Consider the following 21,622-nt stretch of genomic DNA (forward strand, 5'->3'; position numbering starts at 1 on the left):
GTGCTCCTCAGGCTTCGGCTTGGGCTTTGATCAGGCGGTCGTAGGCGTCCTGGTCCAGCAGTTGGCCGACAGCGGAGGCATCGGCAGGTTTGAAACGGAAGAACCAGCCTTCACCCAGCGGATCTTCGTTGACCAGCTCAGGGCTGCTGTCCAGCGCCGGGTTCACTTCCAGCACTTCGCCGTCCAGCGGCATGTACACGCCGCTGGCAGCCTTTACCGATTCCACAGTGGCGGCTTCGGCGCCTTTGTCGTAGGACTGCAGCTCAGGCAGTTGAACGAAAACCACGTCGCCCAGGGCGTTCTGTGCGAAAGCGGTGATGCCGACCGTGACGCTGCCGTCAGCTTCGGTGCGCAGCCATTCGTGATCTTCAGTAAAACGCAACTCGCTCATGGAAACTCCTAAGGGGCCAGACTCGTCTGGTGGACGCGATTGAATGCTTGGGCGATGCCCTGTGATGGAGAACTACATAGCAAGAACGCGGCCAACGTTGTTTTTATGGTTATTGATCAATGATTTAGGCGATTTTGACAAAGGCTGAAATTCATTCGTTGTAGCGAAATCGATACGGCATATGTCAATGATAAAAGCCGAGGTGGATCAAAGCCTTGCACAGCCGTGATCGGAGAGGTGTGTAGCGATATCGTTCCGCTGTAGCGCTTTCAGTACAGATGGAGGTCGTTTTCAGAGATGAGATCTTGCAGGCAATCCGGATCCTGTGGGAGCGGGCTTGCCCGCGATAGCGGTAGGCCAGTCGCCGTCAATGTTGCAAGCGCCGACGCCATCGCGGGCAAGCCCGCTCCCACAAGGACCTGCTGTGATCTGGAATCAGTATTTCAAACCTTGCTTGGAATGCCGTACTTGCGCAGCCGATGGGCAATCGCGGTGTGGGAGGTTTGCAGGCGGGTCGCCAGTTGCCGGGTCGAGGGATAGCTGACGTAGAGTTTTTCCAGCAGGGTCTTCTCGAATTCATCCATGGCCTGTTCCAGGCTGTCGACGTCATGGTCGCCCTGGCGGGCTACCGAGGTGCCGGCGATGTCGAGGTCGCCAATGTCCACCAGGCTGCTTTCGCAAATCGCCGCGGCGCGGAAGATCACGTTCTGCAATTGCCGTACGTTGCCCGGCCAGCGGTTGCCCAGCAGCGCCGGGTAAGTGCCTGGCGCCAGGCGACAGATCGGTCGCTGGATCTGCGCACAGGCCTGCTGCATGAAGTAGCGGGCCAGCAGCAGGATGTCCTGGCCGCGCTCGCGCAGGGGCGGGACTTCGACGTTGAGGACATTGAGGCGATAGAACAGGTCTTCGCGGAACAGGCCTTCGCTGACCATTTTTTCCAGGTCGCGGTGGGTCGCGCTGAGGATCCGCACGTTGACCTTGACCTCACGGTCACCGCCGACCCGGCGAAAACTGCCGTCGTTGAGGAACCGCAACAGCTTGGCTTGCAAATACGGCGACATCTCGCCGATTTCATCGAGAAACACCGTGCCCTGGTTGGCCAGCTCCATCAGCCCTGGCTTGCCGCCGCGTTGCGCGCCGGTGAAAGCGCCGGGGGCGTAGCCGAACAGTTCACTTTCGGCGAGGTTCTCCGGCAATGCCGCGCAGTTCAACGCCAGAAACGGTGAACTGTGCCGGGCGCTGATGGCGTGACAGGCACGGGCCACCAGTTCCTTGCCGGTGCCGGTTTCACCCTGGATCAGTAGCGGTGCATCGAGGGCCGCCACCCGCTGGGCGCGCGCCTTGAGGGTGCGGATCACCGGGGACTCGCCGAGCAGTGCATCGAAACCTTCGGCGTGGTCATGGTGCAGTGCGGACAGGCGTTCGCCGATGCGGTTCGGCTGGTACAGGGTCAGCAGGGCGCCGGCGTCGGTGATCGGTGTGGCGTCGAGCAGGAAGGTCTGGCCATTGACGATGATTTCCCGCAGCGGCAGGCGAAAGCCGTGTTCGAGCAGGGCGTCGAGCAAGGCCGGGTCGGCAAACAGCTCGGCCACACTTTCACCATTCGGTTCGCGGCCGTACAGGGCGATCAACGCCGGGTTGGCCAGTAGCACCTTGCCGTCGCTGTCCAGTGCCAGCACCGGGTCGGTCATGGCGGCCAGCAATGCGTCGAGCTGCAAGTGCCGACGCTGGCCGGGCAGGATGTCGACCACCGTCACCGCTTGCACGCCACGCACGCTGAACAGGGCATCGCGCAGTTCTTCGAGGACTTGCGGGCTCAGGGTCGGGGCGTCGATGTAAACATTGGGCGGGACCATTTCCACCGCATCCAGGTTCAGATTGCGCCCGCCAAGCAGGGCCAGGACTTCCTGGGTGATACCGACGCGGTCGATGAAGCTGACGTGGATACGCATGGGGCGGTTTTGGTTCTGCAGTGCGGAGGGTGGCAAGTATGCCTTGGGGCGGGCTAATGGTGAAATCCTGCGCGGACTTCAATAGAGCGAGGATCCCCCCTGTGGGAGCGAGCCTGCTCGCGAAGGCGTCGTGTCAGGCACCATTGATAGTGGCTGATACACCGCTTTCGCGAGCAGGCTCGCTCCCACAGGGAATGTGGGCTACTCGAATTTCTCGAGATCTATCGGGTCGCCGGATTTCATTTTCAGTTGCGTGCGGATGTCTTCGAACATCAGGTCGTAATGTTCGTGTGACGAACCAATGGCGATTTTTTCTTTGGGAATGCCATATTTCTCGGCAATTTTCGTCACATTGCTGGCGAAGTTGTAGGCTTCCTCCTTGGGCAGGAAGAAGGGCTCCTTCAGGTCCTTGCCCTGAATGCTGCCATGCATGGTGAACTGAATGCCTTTTTCCCCTTTGGGGTTCTTGCTGACTTCATAGTCTAGGTGGATGTTGTAGCTCACATCATCCTTGTTCAGCGCATGGCGCTCGATGTGCAAGTGACCTGGATCAAACGTTGCCATAAACGCCTCTCTCTACAAGTAAGTAATGCCGGCGGTCGCCGTGCTGATGCGCGTACCGGCCTTGCCCTGGACGATCGCTTCGATGTCCGCGAGCGAGCCAATCACCGCCACTTTTCCAGTATGGCGCGCGAATTCGCAGGCTGCCTGCACCTTCGGTCCCATGGAGCCGGCGGCGAAGCCGAGTTTTTCCATTTCGTCGGGGTGTGCCTGGGCGATGGCTTTCTGCGTGGGTTTGCCAAAGTCGATGAAAGCGGCGTTGACGTCGGTGGCGATCACCAGCAAGTCGGCTTCAAGCTGTTCGGCCAGCAGCGCCGAGCACAGGTCCTTGTCGATGACCGCTTCGACGCCCTCGAGTCTGTCGGGCGAGGTATACATGGTCGGAATGCCGCCGCCGCCGGCGCAGATCACGATGCTGCTTTTTTCCAGCAGCCATTTGATCGGACGGATTTCGAAAATGCGCTTGGGTTTCGGGCTGGCGACCACGCGACGGTACTTGTCGCCGTCCGGGGCAATGGCCCAGCCTTTCTCGGCGGCGAGTTGTTCCGCCTCGGCTTTGCTGTAGACCGGGCCGATGGGTTTGGTCGGGTTCTTGAAGGCCGGGTCATTGGCATCGACTTCGACTTGGGTCAGCAGGGTCGCGAAGGGCACTTCGAAGTCCAGCAGGTTGCCCAGTTCCTGTTCGATGATGTAACCGATCATGCCTTCGGTCTCGGCACCGAGCACGTCCAGCGGGTAGGGCGAAACCGAGGTGTAGGCCGCTGCCTGCAATGACAGCAGGCCGACCTGGGGGCCATTGCCGTGGGCGATGACCAGTTGGTTGCCGGGATGGATCTTGGCGATCTGTTCGGTGGCGATCCGGATGTTGGCGCGCTGGTTGTCAGCGGTCATCGGTTCGCCGCGGCGGAGCAGGGCATTACCGCCCAGAGCAACGACGATACGCATGGTGTCAGTCCTTCTAAGCAAAGAGGTTGCAAGCAACGCGGTCTTTCTGTGGAACCCGGACCAGTGTGGGAGCCGAGTCAGCCGTTAAAGATCAGCCAGCGTCGACACCAGAATCGCCTTGATGGTGTGCATGCGGTTTTCCGCTTGCTCGAAGGCGATGCAGGCCGGCGACTCGAACACGTCATCGGTCACTTCGATGCCGTTGCTCAGGTGCGGGTACTGCTCGGCAATCTGCTTGCCGACCTTGGTATCACAGTTGTGGAACGCCGGCAGGCAGTGCATGAACTTGGTGCGCGGGTTGCCGGTGGCTTTCATCAGTTCGGCGTTGACCTGATACGGCAGCAGTTGCTGGATGCGTTCGGCCCAGGCTTCAACCGGTTCGCCCATCGACACCCAGACATCGGTGTGGATGAAGTCGACGCCCTTGACCGCCGCTTTCGGGTCTTCGGTGAGGGTGATACGCGCGCCGCTTTCTTCACCGTACTGTTTGCAGCGGGCGACCAGGTCGTCCGCCGGCCACAGGGCTTTTGGCGCGCAGATGCGCACGTCCATGCCGAGCTTGGCGCCGATCAGCAACAGCGAGTTGCCCATGTTGTTGCGCGCGTCGCCGAGGTAGGCGTAGCTGATTTCGTGGATCGGTTTGTCGGCGTGTTCACGCATGGTCAGCACGTCGGCGATCATTTGTGTCGGGTGATACTCGTCGGTCAGGCCGTTGAACACGGGTACGCCGGCGAACTTGGCCAGCTCCTCGACGATTTCCTGCTTGAAGCCACGGTACTCGATGGCGTCGTACATGCGCCCGAGCACGCGGGCGGTGTCCTTCATGCTTTCCTTGTGGCCGATCTGCGAGGAGTTCGGGTCGATGTAGGTGACGTTGGCGCCCTGGTCATAGGCGGCGACTTCAAACGCGCAGCGGGTGCGGGTCGAGGTTTTTTCGAAGATCAGCGCGATGTTGTTGCCCTTGAGATGCTGCTGTTCGGTGCCGGTGTACTTGGCACGCTTGAGGTCGCGGGACAGGTCGAGCAGGTAGCGCAATTCGCGAGGGGTGTGGTGTTCCAGGCTCAGCAGATTGCGGTTATGGATGTTGAACGCCATTTTGGATCTCCTAAGGTGTCGGTTATCCCCTTGGCCCGAACTCGGTAAGTGCGGGCCAAGGTAATAGGTTAGTAGTCGATCGGATCGCGGATGATCGGGCAGGTCATGCAATGGCCGCCGCCCCGTCCCCGGCCGAGTTCGCCGGCGCTGATGGTGATGACCTCCACCCCGGCCTTGCGCATCAGGGTATTGGTGTAGGTATTGCGGTCGTAGCCGATGACCACGCCCGGCTCCACGGCCACCACGTTGTTGCCGTCGTCCCATTGCTCGCGTTCGGCGGCGAAGCTGTTGCCGCCGGTTTCCACCACGCGCAACGCTTTGAGGTTGAGGGCCTGGGCCACGGTGTCGAGGAAGTTGGTTTCTTCGCGTCGGATGTCGATGCCGCCTGCCTTGCTTTCATCGGGACGCAGGGTGAAGGCAACAATCTGGTTCACCACTTCCGGGAAAATGGTGACGAGGTCGCGATCGCAGAAGCTGAACACGGTGTCCAGGTGCATCGCCGCACGGGATTTCGGCAGGCCGGCGACAATCACTTTCTCGACGGCCTTGTTCTTGAACAGGTTCACGGCCAATTGGGCAATGGCCTGGCGCGAGGAGCGTTCGCCCATGCCGATCAACACCACGCCGTTACCGATCGGCATCACATCACCGCCCTCAAGGGTGGCGTTGCCGTGGTCCTTGTCCGGGTCGCCGTACCAGATCTGGAAGTCGGCGTTGGTGAACTCGGGGTGGAATTTGTAGATGGCGGTGGTCAGCAGGGTCTCCTGGCGGCGCGCCGGCCAGTACATTGGGTTGAGGGTGACGCCACCGTAGATCCAGCAGGTGGTATCGCGGGTGAACTGGGTGTTGGGCAGCGGCGGCAGGATGAAGCTGGAGTGGCCGAGGAAATCGCGGAACATCTCGATGGCCTTGCCGCCGAAACTGGTCGGTAAGTCGTCGCCCGATACGCCGCCGATCAGGAACTCGGCGATGTGACGTGGCTCCAGGCTGCGCAGCCACGACGCGGTTTCGTTGATCAGGCCAAGACCCACCGAGTTGGCGGTGATCTTGCGCTCCAGAATCCAGTCCAGGGCTTCGGGGATGGCGACGATGTCGGTCAGCAGGTTGTGCATTTCCAGCACATCGACGTTACGTTCGCGCATCTTGGTGACGAAGTCGAAGTGGTCGCGCTTGGCCTGGGCCACCCACAGCACATCATCGAACAGCAGTTCGTCGCAGTTGTTCGGGGTCAGCCGCTGATGGGCAAGCCCTGGGGAGCAAACCATGACTTTACGCAGTTTGCCGGCTTCGGAATGGACGCCGTACTTAACTTTTTCCGTGGTCATTACAGTGATCCTCCAGATGACAAAACAATTGCATTACAGGGTCAGGAAGCCGTCGTAGAGACCGTAGGCCGCCACCACGGCGCCGACGACCACCGCAGCGAAAATCAGCTTCTCGACGTTGGTGAAAACCGGTTTGTCGATTTCCAGCTTGGCCTTGGCGAACAGGATCACGCCGGGGGCGTAGAGCAGGGCGGACAACAGCAGGTATTTGGTGCCGCCGGCGTACAGCAGCCAGACCGCGTAGACCAGGGCCACGGCGCCGATGATGAGATCTTTCTGCCGACCGCCTGAGGCGCCCTCGTAGGTTTCACCCCGCACGGCCAGCAGCAGTGCGTAGGCCGCCGACCACAGGTACGGCACCAGGATCATCGAGGTGGCGAGGTAGATCAGCGACAGGTAAGTGCTGGCCGAGAACAAGGTGATGATCAGGAAGATCTGCACCATGGCGTTGGTCAGCCACAGGGCATTGATCGGTACATGGTTGGCGTTTTCCTTGCGCAGGAATGCCGGCATGGTGTGGTCCTTGGCAGCGGCGAACATGATCTCCGCACACAGCAGCACCCACGAGAGCAACGCCCCCAACAGCGAGATGATCAGGCCGACGCTGATCAGCACTGCACCCCAGTGGCCGACCACATGCTCCAGCACCGCTGCCATCGACGGATTCTGCAATTTGGCCAGTTCCGGCTGGGTCATGATCCCCAGCGACAGCACGTTCACCAACACCAGGAACAGCAACACGGTGACAAAGCCGATCACGGTGGCTTTACCCACGTCGCTGCGTTTTTCCGCCCGGGCCGAAAAGATGCTCGCGCCTTCGATGCCGATGAACACCCACACGGTGACCAGCATCATCTTGCGCACCTGGTCCATCACGCTGCCCAGGTCCGGATTCTTGAGGCCCCAGATGTCAGCGGTGAAGATGTCCAGTTTGAAGGCGAACAACGCGATCAACACGAACAGCACCAGCGGCACGATCTTGGCGACGGTGGTCACCAGGTTGATGAACGCGGCTTCCTTGATGCCTCGCAGTACGAGGAAATGCACGGCCCAGAGCAGCACCGAGGCGCCGATCACCGCAGCAGGGGTATTCCCCTCACCAAATAGCGGAAAGAAGTAGCCGAGCGTGCTGAACAGCAAGACGAAGTAACCAACGTTGCCCAGCCAGGCACTGATCCAGTATCCCCAGGCGGACGAGAAGCCCATGTAGTCGCCGAAACCGGCCTTGGCGTAGGCGTAGACCCCGCCGTCCAGGTCGGGTTTGCGATTGGCCAGGGTCTGGAACACGAACGCCAAGGTGAGCATGCCGACGGCGGTGATTGCCCAACCGATCAGAATGGCGCCGACATCGGCACTGGCGGCCATGTTTTGCGGCAAGGAAAAGATCCCGCCACCAATCATCGAACCGACGACTAATGCAACCAGTGCGCCGAGTTTGAGTTTTCCGGGAGCTTCAGACATTGCATGACTCCAATACAGGAGAAGAGAGGCCAGCAGACTAATTCCGTTGGTTATCCAATCAGCTGACTTGGATCACTAAATGAGAGCGTTCCCAGTTTCTTGGCGGAGTGCCATCATTTCAAGGCGGCTGCTTGTAATGCCTGATCTAGAGCCTTTTGTTTGGTTATTTCAGTTATTTTGTATTCTGTTTCGAATTATGACGCTAGTTGGTTTTTCAGAATTCGCCAATCTTCCTCACGGGTTTTTTGTACAAAATGGATGTATTGGAAAAGCGTATACAACAAATGATTATATCGGCGCCTTTAATAGCCATTTTGTGCAAGTAAAAAAGACATGGGTTGGCGTTATCCAATAAACGTTATTACGCTTCAACAGTTTAGTTGACGCCCGATATGTGACGATCTCGCGGCAGTTGTCGCCCCCCGGAAAAATGGAGATGCAACGATGTCGCATTCACCGAGCAAGCTTCGCCTGAGCGCATTGATCGCCCTGGTGGTGGGTTCGATGATCGGTGGCGGAATCTTTTCCCTGCCGCAAAACATGGCGGCCAGGGCCGATGCCGGGGCGATCCTGATCGGTTGGGCGATCACCGCCGTCGGCATGCTGACCCTGGCGTTCGTGTTCCAGACCCTGGCCAATCGCAAGCCGGAGCTGGAGTCCGGGGTGTATGCCTATGCCAAGGCCGGGTTCGGCGACTACATGGGCTTCTCGTCCGCCTGGGGGTACTGGATCAGCGCCTGGCTGGGCAACGTCGGCTATTTCGTGCTGCTGTTCAGCACCCTGGGTTATTTCGTTCCGGTCTTTGGCGAAGGCAACACGCCAATCGCCATCGCCTGCGCTTCGGTGCTGCTCTGGACCGTGCATTTTGTGGTGATGCGCGGGATCAAGGAGGCGGCGTTCATCAACCAGGTGACCACCGTGGCCAAGATCGTGCCGTTGATCATGTTCATCGTGATTGCCGCCGTGGCGTTCAAGGCGGACATCTTTACCCTCGATATCTGGGGGCGTAACAACCCGGAATTCGGCAGTGTGATGGATCAGGTCCGGCACATGATGCTGGTCACCGTGTTCGTGTTCATCGGTATCGAGGGGGCCAGTGTCTATTCGGCCCGGGCGGAGAAACGTTCCGACGTGGGCCGGGCGACGGTGATCGGGTTCATTGGGGTATTGGCACTGTTGGTGCTGGTGAACGTGCTGTCGCTGGGAATCATGACCCAGCCGGAACTGGCGAAACTGCAGAACCCCTCGTTGGCGGCGGTGCTTGAGCATATCGTCGGCCACTGGGGGGCAGTGCTGATCAGCGTCGGCCTGGCGATCTCGCTGTTGGGGGCGTTGCTGTCCTGGGCGCTGCTGTGCGCCGAAATCCTGTTTGCCACGGCGAAAGACAAGACCATGCCGGCATTCCTGACCAGGGAAAACGCCAACCGTGTGCCGGTCAATGCAATGTGGTTGACCAACTCGATGATCCAGCTGTTCCTGCTGATCACGCTGTTTTCCGCCGGCACCTACACCAGTCTGATTTACCTGGCGTCATCGATGATTCTGGTGCCGTACCTGTGGTCGGCGGCCTATGCGGTGTTGTTGTGCGTGCGCGGGGAAACCTACCAGCAGGCAAGCGCCGAGCGCAGCAAGGATTTGCTGGTTGGCGTCATCGCCTTGAGTTACGCGGTGTGGTTGCTGTACGCCGGCGGCCTGAAGTATTTGCTGCTGTCGGCGTTGCTGTATGCGCCGGGTGTGATCCTGTTTGCCAAGGCCCGCCATGAACAGGGCATGCCATTGTTCACGACGCTCGAGAAAGGCATTTTCACTGCGGTCATCGGCGGCGCCGGGCTGGCGGCTTATGGGTTGTATAGCGGGTTGCTGAGTCTGTGAAGCTGCTGCTGGCGTATCAGCCACCCTATGACTGGCCGGCCATGCTGGGATTTTTGTCGGCTCGGGCGATTGCAGGACTGGAAACGGTTGCCGACGGCGTCTACTCGCGCAGCATCGATCTGAAGGGGATGCACGGCAGCTTTTCTATCCGGCCTGCCACGTCTGACGCCCTTGAGCTGAGGCTGGACTTTCCCGACCCGAGCGCCGTGCCCGACATCGTCGCAAGCGTGCGGCGGATGTTCGATCTCGATGCCGACCTCGCCACCATCCATCGGCATTTAGCGGGTGATCCGCTGATGGCCCGGTTGATTGCCGAGCGTCCCGGACTGCGTGTGCCGGGGGCGTGGGACGGGCTGGAACTGGCGATCCGCGCGGTGCTGGGGCAGCAGATTACGGTGGTCGCGGCGATTCGCCTGGCGGGGAAGCTGGTGGCGCAATATGGCGTGCCACTGGGTAAGCCGTTGGCAGGTTTGAGCCATGTGTTCCCCACGGCGCAGGTGTTGGCGCAGGCCGATCTGGCTGCGTTGGGCATGCCGAAAAGCCGAGGCCGGACCTTGTCGGGTGTGGCTCAGGCATTGCTCGATGACCCGCGATTGTTCGAGCCCGGTCGGGAGGGGGGCGTAGCGCGGTTGCTGGCGTTGCACGGGATTGGTGACTGGACGGCGCAATACATTGCGTTGCGCCAGTTGCGGGAGATGGATGGGTTTCCCAATGGCGATGTAGGGCTGGTCAATGCGTTGGCGGCCCTGGAGGGTGAGCCGGTGACGGCGAAGCAGCTGTTGGCGAGGGCTGAAGGGTGGCGGCCCTATCGCGGGTATGCGGCGCAGGTGCTGTGGACTTCATTGAGTCGGGTGGACTGAGTTGATCCGGGTTTTTTGTTGCCTCTTCTGGCGTCATCGCGAGCAGGCTCGCTCCCACAGGGGGCCGCGATCACATGTGGGAGCGAGCCTGCTCGCGAAGGCGATCTGACGGTCACCACCACTGCGCGGGATGTGAACCCAGTTCCGTTGCCGGCAGCGCCCATTGCAACGGCGTCGCCGTGATCTTCAGCGGCACCTGCAACCGATGCGCCGGCCCCCAGGACGTTTGCTCCACCAGCATCCCCAGATCCTGTTGATCTTCGCCGCGCAACGACTCATCCGGGCCGGCCCCCTGCTCGATCAACAACTTCGCGGTGCGCGCCAACGACAATCGCGCCGAGCCGCCTGTACCGCCGCTCAACCGTTGCGCCAACAACCTGATCGCACTGGCCGCCATCAAATACCCGGTGGCGTGATCGAGTGCCTGCACCGGCAATGGCGTCGGTTTGTCTGCCGACTTCCAGCGCATACCGGCTTCGGCAATGCCACTGCTCATCTGTACCAGGCTGTCGAAGCCCCGGCGATTTTGCCAGGGGCCACTCCAGCCATAGGCGTTGAGGCAAACATCAATCAAGTCCGGGTTCAGTGACCGGCGTTGATTCGTGCCCAAGCCAAGTCGCTCCAGCGCATCGGCACGATAGCCGTGGAGCAGGATGTCGGCGTCCTTGAGCAGGGATTCGAATACGCCGCGGTCGGACTTGTCGTTCAGATCAAGACGCGCACAACGTTTTCCCAATGTGACCTCCGGCACCACCCCCGGCTCGTTCCAGGTCGGCGGATCGATGCGCAGGACATCGGCGCCCAGGCCTGCTAGAAAGCGGCTGGCGATGGGACCTGCCAGTACCCGGGTCAAGTCCAGCACCTTGATGCCGGCCAGTGGTCGAGCCACTGAACCTGTCCACGGTTTGCTGCCCTGGCCGGGGTGGCTGGTGAGTTGAATCAAGGGCTCGGCATTGACCGCCTGGCCTTGAGGATGGACCTGCCATTGATCCCAGGTGCGCATTTCGGCGGCACAACCACCGGCATCGACCACCGCCTGTTCCAGCTCGCTTTTCGCCCATTGCGCCACTTTGCCGGCCATCGCGGTACGGTCGGCACAGGCACCGAGCACGCGTTCGGCAGCGGCGCGGTGATGGGGCGCGTTGGTGTGCAGGCGAATCCAGCCGTCGCGAGTGGCGTAGTCACCGGCCACCGGGTCCCACAGCGGTGGAACGCTCCAGCCTATGGGGCGAATCGAGGTCGCGAACCAGAAGGACGCCAGGCGTCGGTCAACTCCAAGGTCGGGCAGGCGTCCGGTCTGTTGGTGCAGCAGTTCGCTGGCGGCCTGGCCGGCGGCGGCGATGCTCGCGCAAGCCAGCTCGGTGACGGCAAATGCCGAGGGCAGGGCGCCCGTGGCGGTGAACGAGATCGGGGTGTTGGGCAAGCCGAGCGCGGCTTGAATGGACGTGAGCAGATCAGTCATTGAAGGCCCTCCGGAGCGAGAGCCAGATCTTAGATCAAATCAGGTGACAAGCCAGATGAAACCTGTGGGAGCGAGCCTGCTCGCGAAGGCGTTGTGTCAGCCACATTGATGTTGCATGGGCTGTCGTCTTCGCGAGCAGGCTCGCTCCCACAGGGGGGGATGCGGCGATGGTTTAAACGCGGAACTGATCCATCAACTTCATCTGGTGGGTGGTCAGGGTGTTGAGCTGGCTGCTGATCTGCGCCGACTCGGTGGCCTGGCCGGTCAGGGTTTCGGTGACGGTGCGGATCGCCGAGACATTGCGGTTGACCTCTTCGGCGACGGCGCTTTGCTGCTCGGCGGCGCTGGCGATTTGCAGGTTCATGTCGCTGATCACGGTGACCGCGTCACTGATTTTGCTCAGGGCCTGGACCGCCTGCTGGATCTGCCCGGCGTTGCTGTGGGCCTGGGTCTGGCTCGAGTGCATGGTGGCGACCACACCGCGGGTACCGGACTGGATGCGTTCGATCACCAGGCGAATTTCCTCCACCGAATCCTGGGTGCGTTTGGCCAGGTTGCGCACTTCATCGGCGACCACCGCAAAGCCGCGACCGCTTTCGCCGGCACGGGCCGCTTCAATCGCCGCGTTCAGGGCCAGCAGGTTGGTTTGCTCGGCGATGCTGCGGATCACTTCCAGCACCGAGCCGATCTGTTCGCTGTTCACCGCCAAGGCTTCGACTTCGGTCACGGCCTTGCTGACTTCGTCGGCCAGTTGATTGATGTCGCGGGTGCTGCGCTCGATGATTGACATGCCGTCGCGCGCCGACTGGTCGGCACCCTTGGCGGCGTTGGCCGCGTTCGAGGCGCTGTTGGCGACATCGTGGGCCGTGGCGCTCATTTCGTTGGACGCGGTGGCGACCTGGTCGATTTCGCGGAACTGCACCTGCATGCCTTCACTGGTCTGGCGGGCGATTTCCGAAGACTGGTCGGCCGTGCCACGGGCATCGGTGATGCTTTGCTTGATCTGCGCGATGGTCGGTTGCAGCTTGTCGAGGAAGCGGTTGAACCAGCTCACCAGTTCGCCCAGTTCGTCCTGCTTGCTGTAGTGCAGGCGCTGGGTCAGGTCACCGTCGCCACTGGCAATCGCCTTGAGCATTTGCGCCACGCTGTTGATCGGTCGGGTCACGCCGGACGCGGTGAGCCACATCAGCAGCAGGCCGATCACACCGGCAATCACCGCCACCGACAAGGCCTTGATCGTGCCGCTATGCTGGGCATCGTCGAGTACCGCTTGCAGCTTCACCGAGTCGGCCAGCAGCACTTGTTTGGGCAAGTCGATCACCACGGCCCAGGCCTTGGCATCGGCAATCGGGCTGACCGGGTACACCGCACGGATCAGGTCGCCTTGCTGGAGAATCTTCGGTGCACCGCTGCCAAGCAGTTGCAGGATGTCCTTGCCGTCGGCACCCAGGGTGTCGCCGATGCTCTTGCCGACTTTTGTTGCATCGACGCTGTAGGCGGCCAGCACGCCAGTACCTGAGACAATCAGCATGTGCCCGGCGCTGTTGAACAGTTCACGCTGAGAGTCGACCGCCGCCGCTTGCAGGGCGTCGAGGGCGATGTCGATACCGACCACACCGATGGACTTGCCGTCCACCAGCAGCGGTACGGAAATGGTGGTCATCAACACTTCCTTGCCGCCGACAGTATCGGCGTAGGGGTCGAGCAGGCAGATGCGCTTGCTGTCCCGAGGGCAGGTGTACCAGACGTTGTACGGCGTGCCGCTGAGGTTCAGGGTGGTTTTGGTCATGTCCTCTTCGACCATGATCGTGTTCAGCGACTCACCCCCGGCACGGCTCCAGTAGGTGGCGAAACGACCGGCCTCGTTGGATTGACGGGCGGCGTCGTTGGCGAATTCGCTGTCCTTGCCGTCCAGGCCGTTGGGTTCGAATGCCAGCCAGATGCCCAGCACCTTGCCGTTGCGTTCGAAGGCGGTTTTCAGGCTCTGGTTCAACTCTTCACGCAAGGCGCCGGGCTCAAGGGAACGCTTGGCGGCCAGGTTGCGCATGTCCTGGATCTGGTCCGCCAGGGCGCTCACCACCGTCAGGGTTTCACCGAACGTCTTCTGCACCCGCACCGCCTGCTCTGCGGCCTTGGCCTGCAGCAGGTCCTGCACACTGGCGGTGAGCATTCTGCTGCTGGAATCGCTGACCAGATCATCGTTCTGATTGGTCTGGTAGATGTTCATGCCCACTATCAGGGCGACTACCCCCAGCAGGCACAGACCGGACAGCAGGACGATTTTAAGGCGGATGGACAGTGAGTCGAACATAGGGCGAACTCGCGAATGGATGAAGTGTTGGCTGTGAGCCGTTGCGGCTCACTCGCTAAATCCATTTAGCGCCGATCAATGCACATCGGCGTGAAGGCCAGGTTACATGAATGGGCTGCCGACGAACGGTAGTGGTTGAACGTTTGCGCAGAAAAATGTGCCGAAAACGGGGGTAAAAAGAGGAAAAAACGCGGGGTGAATTCAGGAGGGTTGCGGCAGCGATTCCGGCCGTGACCAGATCCACAGGTTGCCCAGCCCCATCCCGGCAATCGCCAGGTAGATCGGCCAGCCGTGTTCGAGCGTCAACAGCATCAGACCGGCACATAACTGAAGCTTTACGCGCGCCCCTGCAAATAGCTCGCGTAATCGGGAATCCGATGGGTATGCGCCTGATCCATCAACGGGCTGCCGAGCAGGTAGTCGGCGCTGCATTCGTTGCACGCCACCGGGATGTTCCACACCGCTGCGACCCGCAGCAATGCCTTGATATCCGGGTCGTGGGGTTGTGGCTCGAACGGGTCCCAGAAGAACACCAGCATGTCGACCCGCTGCTCGGCGATTTGCGCACCGAGCTGTTGATCGCCACCCAGCGGACCACTGATCATGCTTTCCACGGGCAGGTCGAGGCGTTGTTGCAACAACAACCCCGTGGTGCCGGTGGCGACCAGATCATGCCGGGCCAGTCCGTCTTTCTGCCGTTCGGCCCAGTCCAGCAAGAACGCCTTGCAGTGGTCATGGGCGACCAGGGCGATACGCTTGCGCGCTGCCATGGTCTTTTGCGTAAAGCTGATGCCGATCATCGATTGTTACTCCAGACATGACACGCACCTTGTAGGAGCGAGCCTGCTCGCGATGGACTGTAGAGCACCGCGGGGCATCAGGTTCCCCGCGTTATCGTTAACGACCATCGCGAGCAGGCTCGCTCCTGCAAGACCGGGGGACGTGCTGCTTATTCTGCGTTGCACAGCGCCAGGCAGTTATCGAGCATGCGGTTGGAGAAGCCCCACTCGTTGTCGTACCACGCCAGGACCTTGAGCAGTTTGCCGCTGGATTTGGTGTGGTTGGCGTCGAAGATCGACGACAGGGGATTGTGGTTGAAGTCGCTGGAGACCAGCGGCAGGGTGTTGTACCCAAGGATTTTCGAGTGCTGGCTGGCCTCTTTCATCAACGCATTGACCTCATCGGCCGACGCTTCACGCTTGAGTTGCACGGTCAGGTCCACCAGCGACACATTGATCACCGGGACGCGCACCGACATGCCGGTCAATTTGCCCGCCAGTTCCGGCAGCACCAGGCCCACCGCTTCAGCAGCACCGGTCTTGCTCGGGATCATGTTCTGGGTGGCCGAACGGGCGCGGTACGGATCGACGTGATAGACGTCGGTCAGGTGCTGGTCGTTGGTATAGGCGTGGATGGTGGTCATCAGACCGCTTTCGATGCCCAGCTCGCGGTGCAGTACCTGGGCCACCGGGGCCAGGCAGTTGGTGGTGCACGATGCATTGGAGATGATCTGGTGCGATTGGCGCAGAATGTCGTGGTTGACCCCGTAAACGACGGTGGCATCGGCGCCTTTGGCCGGGGCCGAGATAATCACTTTGCGCGCGCCGGCCGTAATATGCGCGGCGGCTTTGGCCCGGTCGGTGAACAGGCCGGTGCATTCGAACACCACATCAATCTTTTCCGCAGCCCAAGGCAGATCGGCCGGGTTGCGGATGGCACTGACCGAAATGCGGTCGCCATTGACCGTCAGGCTCTCCTGGTCGTGCTGGACATCGGCATCGAACGTGCCGTGAACGGTGTCGTACTTGAGTAGATGAGCATTGATCGCGCTGTCGCCCAGGTCGTTGATGGCGACGATCTGCAGATCCTGACGGTAGCCCTGGGTATAGAGTGCGCGCAGGACATTACGGCCGATGCGGCCAAAACCATTGATTGCGATTCGAAGAGTCATAGTGCGGCGCTACCGTCGTTTTGTTGTTGGAATTACAAGATTATTCGCAAAAAAATAGAAAACAAGCCTTTTTGATGGCAATATTTTGTTCAATCTACAACGAGTGACCTGAATCAACTGGTCCAACCGATCAAGAAAACCGTCTGTCATCCCATCGACACCGGCCTTTGATCAGCATAGACAATCAGGTCGCCACATCCGTTAGCCTGGAGTTCTACACATGCATCCCCGCGTCCTTGAGGTCACCGAACGGCTTATCGCCCGCAGTCGCGCCACGCGTGAGGCTTACCTTGCATTGATTCGCGGTGCGGCCAGCGACGGGCCGATGCGCGGCAAGCTGCAATGCGCCAACTTCGCCCATGGCGTGGCCGGTTGCGGCAGCGACGACAAGCACAGCCTGCGGATGATGAACGCCGCGAACATCGCGATTGTTTCGTCATATAACGACATGCTCTCGGCGCACCAGCCGTACGAAGTCTTTCCCGAACTGATCAAGAAAGCCCTGCGCGAAATCGGCTCCGTCGGCCAGTTCGCCGGTGGCACACCGGCCATGTGCGATGGCGTGACCCAGGGCGAGCCGGGCATGGAGCTGAGCCTGCCGAGCCGCGAAGTGATCGCGCTGTCCACCGCCGTGGCGCTGTCCCACAACATGTTCGACGGCGCGCTGCTGCTCGGCATCTGCGACAAGATCGTGCCGGGCCTGATGATGGGCGCGCTGCGCTTCGGCCATCTGCCGATGATCTTCGTGCCGGGCGGGCCGATGGTCTCGGGCATTTCCAACAAGCAGAAAGCCGACGTGCGGCAGAAATACGCCGAAGGCAAGGCGACCCGCGAGGAGCTGCTGGAATCGGAGATGAAGTCCTACCACAGCCCTGGCACCTGCACCTTCTACGGCACCGCCAACACCAACCAGTTGCTGATGGAAGTCATGGGCCTGCACTTGCCGGGCGCATCCTTCGTCAACCCGAACACGCCGCTGCGTGACGCCCTGACCCGCGAAGCCGCGCATCAGGTCACGCGCCTGACCAAGCAGAACGGCGACTTCATGCCGATCGGCGAAATCGTCGACGAGCGTTCGCTGGTCAACTCGATTGTCGCGTTGCACGCCACCGGTGGCTCGACCAACCACACCCTGCACATGCCGGCCATCGCCATGGCGGCGGGCATTCAACTGACCTGGCAGGACATGGCCGACCTCTCCGAAGTCGTGCCGACCCTGAGCCACGTCTACCCGAACGGCAAAGCCGACATCAACCACTTCCAGGCCGCGGGCGGCATGTCGTTCCTGATCCGCGAACTGCTGGAAGCCGGGTTGCTCCACGAAAACGTCAACACCGTGATGGGCCATGGCCTGAGCCGCTATACCCAGGAGCCGTTCCTCGACAACGGCGAACTGGTGTGGCGCGAAGGCGTGACCGACAGCCTCGACGAAACCATCCTGCGGCCGGTGGCCCGCGCGTTCTCGGCCGAAGGTGGCCTGCGGGTGATGGAAGGCAACCTCGGTCGCGGGGTGATGAAAGTCTCCGCCGTCGCCGTGGAAAACCAGATCGTCGAAGCGCCGGCCATGGTGTTCCAGGATCAGCAGGACCTGGCCGATGCGTTCAAGGCCGGCTTGCTGGAGAAGGATTTTGTCGCGGTGATGCGCTTCCAGGGGCCGCGCTCCAACGGCATGCCCGAACTGCACAAGATGACGCCGTTCCTCGGCGTGTTGCAGGACCGCGGCTTCAAGGTGGCGCTGGTGACTGACGGACGCATGTCCGGTGCATCGGGGAAAATTCCGGCGGCCATTCACGTCAGCCCCGAAGCTTATGTCGGCGGCGCTTTGGCGCGGGTGCAAGAGGGCGATATCATCCGCGTCGATGGCGTCAAAGGCACCCTGGAGCTTAAGGTGGACGCCGAAGAATTTGCAGCGCGCACACCGGCCAAGGGCCTGTTGGGCAACAACATCGGCACCGGTCGCGAACTGTTTGGTTTCATGCGCATGGCCTTCAGCTCGGCGGAGCAGGGCGCCAGCGCCTTTACTTCTGCCCTGGAGACGCTTAATTGAAACTGGCTTTGGTCGGTGACATCGGTGGGACCAACGCACGTTTCGCGTTGTGGAAAAACCAGCAGCTGGAATCGGTCCAGGTGCTGGCAACGGCGGATTTCCCCAGCCCGGAAGAAGCGATCAACCTCTACCTCAACGGTCTGGGGCTGGCGCCGGGCTCGATCGGTTCGGTGTGCCTGTCGGTGGCCGGTCCCGTCAGTGGCGATGAGTTCAAGTTCACCAACAATCACTGGCGTCTGAGCCGCAAGGGTTTCTGCCAGACCTTGCAGGTGGATCAACTGTTGCTGGTCAACGACTTCTCGGCCATGGCCCTGGGCATGACCCGTTTGCAGCCCGGCGAATTCCGCGTGGTCTGCGAAGGCGCGCCGGAGCCATTGCGCCCGGCCGTGGTGATTGGCCCGGGCACAGGCCTGGGCGTCGGCACCTTGCTCGATCTGGGCGAGGGCCGGTTTGCTGCGTTGCCAGGTGAGGGCGGTCACGTCGACCTGCCACTGAGCAGCCCGCGTGAAACCCAACTGTGGCAGCACATCTTCAACGAGATCGGCCACGTCAGCGCTGAAACCGCGTTGAGTGGCGGCGGCTTGCCCCGCGTCTACCGGGCGATCTGCGCGGTGGACGGGCACACGCCGGTACTCGACACGCCGGAAGCCATCACTGCCGCCGGGCTGGCGGGCGACCCGATTGCCGTGGAAGTGCTTGAGCAGTTCTGCTGCTGGCTCGGTCGCGTGGCGGGCAACAACGTGCTGACCAGCGGTGGACGCGGTGGTGTGTACATCGTTGGTGGAGTGATTCCACGGTTTGCCGATTTCTTCCTCGAAAGCGGTTTCGCCCGCTGCTTCGCCGACAAGGGTTGCATGAGCGATTACTTCAAGGGGATTCCGGTGTGGCTGGTGACGGCGCCGTATTCCGGACTTGTTGGCGCGGGAGTAGCGCTCGAACAGGCTTGAGATCGAGTCGCCTTCATCGCGGGCAAGCCCGCTCCCACAGGATCACCGGCATTTTCAGAATGTGTACATAACCTTGTGGGAGCGGGCTTGCCCGCGATGAGGCCAGAACAGGCAACAATTTTTCAAGGTTCATCAGGCATAATCCGCCCAATTCAAACAACAAGGATGCCTTCGAAGTGAGCTCAGTCAACAAGTCGATTTTGTTGGTCGATGACGATCAAGAGATACGCGAGTTGCTGGACACCTACCTGACTCGCGCCGGGTTCCAGGTGCGTGCCACTGCCGATGGCGCCGGTTTTCGCCAGGCGCTGAACGAGGCGCCGGCCGACCTGGTGATCCTTGACGTGATGCTGCCCGACGAAGACGGCTTCAGCCTGTGTCGCTGGATTCGCCAGCATCCGCGCCAGGCGCAGGTGCCGATCATCATGCTCACCGCCAGCTCCGACGAAGCCGACCGTGTCATCGGCCTGGAACTGGGCGCCGACGATTACCTCGGCAAGCCGTTCAGCCCGCGGGAATTGCAGGCACGGATCAAGGCGTTGCTGCGCCGCGCGCAGTTCGGTCAGGAACGGAGCGGCGGTGAGGTACTGGCCTTCGATGACTGGCGCCTGGACATGGTCAGCCATCGGTTGTTTCACATCGATGGCGAAGAGGTGATTCTCTCCGGTGCCGACTTCGCACTGCTGAAACTGTTCCTCGACCATCCGCAGGAAATCCTCGACCGCGACACCATCGGCAACGCGACCCGTGGCCGTGAACTGATGCCGCTGGATCGCATCGTCGACATGGCGGTCAGCCGGTTGCGCCAGCGCTTGCGCGACACGGAAAAGCCGCCACGGTTGATCCGCACCGTGCGCGGCAGCGGCTATCAACTGGCGGCCAATGTGGTTGCCGGCAATGGCCACTGAGATGTTGCGCAAGCTCGCCGCCAGGGTGCCGATGCCGCGTTCGCTGCTCGGGCGGATGTTGCTGTTGACCTTGTTGGCCGTGCTGTTCGCCCAGGCGCTGTCGAGCGTGATCTGGGTGTCGCAACTGCGCGCCACGCAGCTCGAGGGCCTGGTCACCAGCGCCCGCAGCCTGGCCCATTCGATGACGGCCAGTGTCAGTTATTTCCGTTCGTTGCCGGTGGCGTTTCGGCCTCTGGTGCTCGATCAGTTGCGCAGCATGGGCGGCACCCGGTTCGTGGTCACGCTCAACGACAAACCCCTGGGCATGGAAGTGCTGCCCATCACCCCGCGCAAAGAGGCGGTGCTCAAGGCGGTGGACGAGGTGCTGCGCCAGTCCCTCGGCCAGGACACGGACATCTCGGTGACCTTCGTCAGCCCGGAAGACCTGCGCATCTTCAATGGCGGCCTGAAACTCGATGAGTTGCCGCGCTCCTGGGCGCACTACGCGTTGACCCTGGAACCGGTGAACCCGCCGGTGCTGGTCACGCAGATCCAGATGGCGCCGGGCGAATGGCTGTACATCGCCTCGCTGTTGCCCGAGCCCTACACCAGTCTTGAAGAGCAGGGCCTACCGGCGCAGCAGGTGTGGTTCATCGTCCTGACCAGCGGCTTTCTGCTGTTGTTCATCGGCCTGCTGGTGCACTGGCAGAGTCGTCCGCTCAAGCGCCTGGCGCGGGCCGCGCGCGATCTGTCGCTGGGTGCCGACGTGGAACCGGTGGCCGAGGGCGGTGGCAGCGAAGTGGTCGAGGTCGGGCGCGCCTTCAACACCATGCGCGAGCGCATCAGCCGTTACTTGACCGAGCGCAGCCAGTTGTTCAGTGCGATCTCCCACGACTTGCGCACGCCGATCACCCGTTTGCGCCTGCGCGTTGAATTGCTCGAAGACGAAACGCTGCAAGCCAAGTTCGGGCGCGATCTGGACGAGCTCGAATTGCTGGTCAAGGGCGCGCTGCAATGCGTGAAGGACACCGACATCCACGAGAACATCGAGCCGGTGGACCTCAACCATGTGCTCGACTGTCTGGTGGAACCGTACCTGGCCCCCAACGGCAATGGTCGCGTGACCCAGCAGGGGCGGGCGCTGGCGGCGTATCCGGGCAAACCCCTGGCGCTCAAGCGCTGCATCGGCAACCTGATCGACAATGCGTTGAAGTACGGGCAGAACGCGCACCTGCATATCGATGACGATGACCGCGCGTTCATCCTGCATGTCGATGATGAAGGGCCCGGTGTGCCGGAGCAGCGGCTGGAGCAGGTGTTCGAACCGCATTTCCGCCTGGCCGGGCAGCAGCAGGGGTATGGGTTGGGACTGGGGATTGCCCGCAATATTGCCCATAGCCATGGCGGCGAGGTCAGCTTGCAGAACCTGCGTGAGGGTGGGTTGCGGGTGACACTGCAGTTGCCACGCAGTGTCGACTAGAGATACCGCGTTATCGTTCATCGCGGGCAAGCCCGCTCCCACAAGGTTTCGTGTTGACCACTATATTGTGATCGA

Annotated in this window: 17 protein-coding genes and 2 pseudogenes; 6 read left to right on the forward strand and 13 right to left on the reverse strand. The window is 61.3% G+C overall.

Translation table 11 applies throughout. The features are described 5' to 3' along the window. Positions 1-7 precede the first annotated feature (7 nt). The 7 genes from gcvH to arcD (Q8X48_RS01665) form a co-directional block, all read right to left on the reverse strand. Positions 8-391, reverse strand: coding sequence for a glycine cleavage system protein GcvH (gcvH, locus tag Q8X48_RS01635; RefSeq protein WP_007977291.1), 384 nt, complete (start codon positions 389-391; stop codon positions 8-10). A 443-nt stretch (positions 392-834) separates the two neighbouring features. Next, the gene (locus Q8X48_RS01640; RefSeq protein WP_126047257.1) at positions 835-2,343 is read right to left on the reverse strand and encodes a sigma-54-dependent transcriptional regulator; all 1,509 of its coding nucleotides are present in this window, start codon (positions 2,341-2,343) and stop codon (positions 835-837) included. Positions 2,344-2,544: 201 nt separating this feature from the next. Next, on the reverse strand, positions 2,545-2,907 hold the full coding sequence (locus tag Q8X48_RS01645) for a DUF5064 family protein (RefSeq protein ID WP_407799247.1): 363 nt from the start codon (positions 2,905-2,907) through the stop codon (positions 2,545-2,547). Between the two features lie 12 nt (positions 2,908-2,919). After that, on the reverse strand, positions 2,920-3,849 hold the full coding sequence (arcC, locus tag Q8X48_RS01650) for a carbamate kinase (protein ID WP_407799248.1): 930 nt from the start codon (positions 3,847-3,849) through the stop codon (positions 2,920-2,922). Positions 3,850-3,933: 84 nt separating this feature from the next. After that, on the reverse strand, positions 3,934-4,944 hold the full coding sequence (locus Q8X48_RS01655; protein ID WP_007974406.1) for an ornithine carbamoyltransferase: 1,011 nt from the start codon (positions 4,942-4,944) through the stop codon (positions 3,934-3,936). A 68-nt stretch (positions 4,945-5,012) separates the two neighbouring features. After that, entirely contained in the window at positions 5,013-6,269 is a 1,257-nt protein-coding gene (gene arcA / locus Q8X48_RS01660) for an arginine deiminase (protein ID WP_126047255.1), read from the reverse strand. A gap of 33 nt (positions 6,270-6,302) precedes the next feature. Beyond that, positions 6,303-7,730, reverse strand: a complete 1,428-nt coding sequence (gene arcD / locus Q8X48_RS01665; protein ID WP_407799249.1) for an arginine-ornithine antiporter — start codon at positions 7,728-7,730, stop codon at positions 6,303-6,305. A gap of 444 nt (positions 7,731-8,174) precedes the next feature. Between arcD (Q8X48_RS01665) and arcD (Q8X48_RS01670) the strand changes: the two genes are divergently transcribed. Together arcD (Q8X48_RS01670) and Q8X48_RS01675 are read left to right on the forward strand one after the other, a co-directional pair. Beyond that, positions 8,175-9,602, forward strand: a complete 1,428-nt coding sequence (gene arcD / locus Q8X48_RS01670) for an arginine-ornithine antiporter (protein WP_407799250.1) — start codon at positions 8,175-8,177, stop codon at positions 9,600-9,602. Beyond that, positions 9,599-10,462 carry a DNA-3-methyladenine glycosylase family protein gene (locus tag Q8X48_RS01675; RefSeq protein WP_407799251.1) on the forward strand — a complete coding sequence of 288 codons (864 nt, stop codon included), beginning with the start codon at positions 9,599-9,601 and terminating at the stop codon, positions 10,460-10,462. The genes arcD (Q8X48_RS01670) and Q8X48_RS01675 overlap by 4 nt, the downstream gene beginning before the upstream one ends. 112 nt (positions 10,463-10,574) lie before the next feature. Here the strand turns inward: Q8X48_RS01675 and Q8X48_RS01680 are convergent, their stop codons facing one another. From Q8X48_RS01680 to gap, 6 genes and pseudogenes are all read right to left on the reverse strand, one after another. Next, positions 10,575-11,924 carry a CoA transferase gene (locus tag Q8X48_RS01680; RefSeq protein ID WP_407799252.1) on the reverse strand — a complete coding sequence of 450 codons (1,350 nt, stop codon included), beginning with the start codon at positions 11,922-11,924 and terminating at the stop codon, positions 10,575-10,577. Positions 11,925-12,096: 172 nt separating this feature from the next. Further along, the gene (locus Q8X48_RS01685) at positions 12,097-12,852 is read right to left on the reverse strand and encodes a methyl-accepting chemotaxis protein (protein WP_376739137.1); all 756 of its coding nucleotides are present in this window, start codon (positions 12,850-12,852) and stop codon (positions 12,097-12,099) included. 102 nt (positions 12,853-12,954) lie between these two features. After that, positions 12,955-14,235: pseudogene (locus Q8X48_RS01690) on the reverse strand (PDC sensor domain-containing protein); the annotation flags it as partial. A gap of 201 nt (positions 14,236-14,436) precedes the next feature. Then, positions 14,437-14,574 (reverse strand): annotated as a pseudogene (locus Q8X48_RS01695) (DUF454 domain-containing protein); the annotation flags it as partial. Then, on the reverse strand, positions 14,571-15,035 hold the full coding sequence (locus Q8X48_RS01700) for a methylglyoxal synthase (protein ID WP_015096577.1): 465 nt from the start codon (positions 15,033-15,035) through the stop codon (positions 14,571-14,573). The gene Q8X48_RS01700 and the pseudogene Q8X48_RS01695, both read right to left, overlap by 4 nt. A 149-nt stretch (positions 15,036-15,184) precedes the next feature. Continuing rightward, a complete protein-coding gene (gene gap / locus Q8X48_RS01705) occupies positions 15,185-16,186 on the reverse strand; it encodes a type I glyceraldehyde-3-phosphate dehydrogenase (RefSeq protein ID WP_007974423.1) in 1,002 nt (333 codons plus the stop codon). A gap of 220 nt (positions 16,187-16,406) precedes the next feature. On the opposite strand from gap, the gene edd reads away from it, so the two are divergent. From edd to Q8X48_RS01725, 4 genes are all read left to right on the forward strand, one after another. Next, the gene (edd, locus tag Q8X48_RS01710; RefSeq protein WP_095967940.1) at positions 16,407-18,233 is read left to right on the forward strand and encodes a phosphogluconate dehydratase; all 1,827 of its coding nucleotides are present in this window, start codon (positions 16,407-16,409) and stop codon (positions 18,231-18,233) included. Then, entirely contained in the window at positions 18,230-19,180 is a 951-nt protein-coding gene (locus Q8X48_RS01715) for a glucokinase (RefSeq protein WP_407799253.1), read from the forward strand. Before edd ends, Q8X48_RS01715 begins: the two co-directional genes overlap by 4 nt. Positions 19,181-19,356: 176 nt before the next feature. Then, positions 19,357-20,088 carry a response regulator gene (locus Q8X48_RS01720; RefSeq protein WP_015096574.1) on the forward strand — a complete coding sequence of 244 codons (732 nt, stop codon included), beginning with the start codon at positions 19,357-19,359 and terminating at the stop codon, positions 20,086-20,088. A 31-nt stretch (positions 20,089-20,119) separates the two neighbouring features. Further along, complete coding sequence (locus Q8X48_RS01725) at positions 20,120-21,547, forward strand: ATP-binding protein (protein ID WP_015096573.1); 1,428 nt, start codon at positions 20,120-20,122, stop codon at positions 21,545-21,547. Positions 21,548-21,622 lie beyond the last annotated feature (75 nt).

The sequence above is a fragment of the Pseudomonas sp. QLc11A genome (genome assembly GCF_052112305.1).
Taxonomy (GTDB): domain Bacteria; phylum Pseudomonadota; class Gammaproteobacteria; order Pseudomonadales; family Pseudomonadaceae; genus Aquipseudomonas; species Aquipseudomonas laurylsulfatiphila.